The following is a 587-nucleotide window of genomic DNA, read 5'->3' on the forward strand; positions in this document are numbered from 1 at the left end:
GGGAGATATAGAGCGCAATCGCGGCAACTGGGATGCAGCCGAAACCCTCTATCGACAATCTTTGACACTGAGAACAGAATTAGGCGATCGCTCTGGCATGGCTTCTATTTGGGGACAGTGGGGAGATATAGAGCGCAATCGCGGCAACTGGGATGCAGCCGAAACCCTCTATCGACAATCTTTGACACTGAGAACAGAATTAGGTGATCGCTCTGGAATGGCTTCTAGTTGGGGAGTGTTGGGAGATATAGAGCGCAATCGCGGCAACTGGGATGCAGCCGAAACCCTCTATCGGCAATGTTTAGAAGTTGAGACACAATTAGGCGATCGCTCTGGTATGGCTTCTAGTTGGGCATCGTTGGGAAATATAGAGCGCAATCGCGGCAACTGGGATGCAGCCGAAACCCTGTATAGGCAATGTTTAGAAGTTGAGACACAATTAGGCGATCGCTCTGGCATGGCTTCTAGTTGGGCATCGTTGGGTTCTATAGAGCGCAATCGCGGCAACTGGGATGCAGCCGAAACCCTCTATCGACAATCTTTGACACTGAGAACAGAATTAGGCGATCGCTCTGGAATGGCTTCTA

Annotated in this window: 1 protein-coding gene; it reads left to right on the forward strand. The window is 50.6% G+C overall.

The window, feature by feature from the left end; genetic code table 11:
• On the forward strand, positions 1–587 hold a 587-nt coding region (locus RMZ43_RS36065; protein WP_428851039.1), incomplete at both ends, for a tetratricopeptide repeat protein.

It is taken from the genome of Nostoc sp. CmiVER01, assembly GCF_034531135.2.
In the GTDB taxonomy this organism is placed as follows: Bacteria; Cyanobacteriota; Cyanobacteriia; order Cyanobacteriales; family Nostocaceae; genus Nostoc.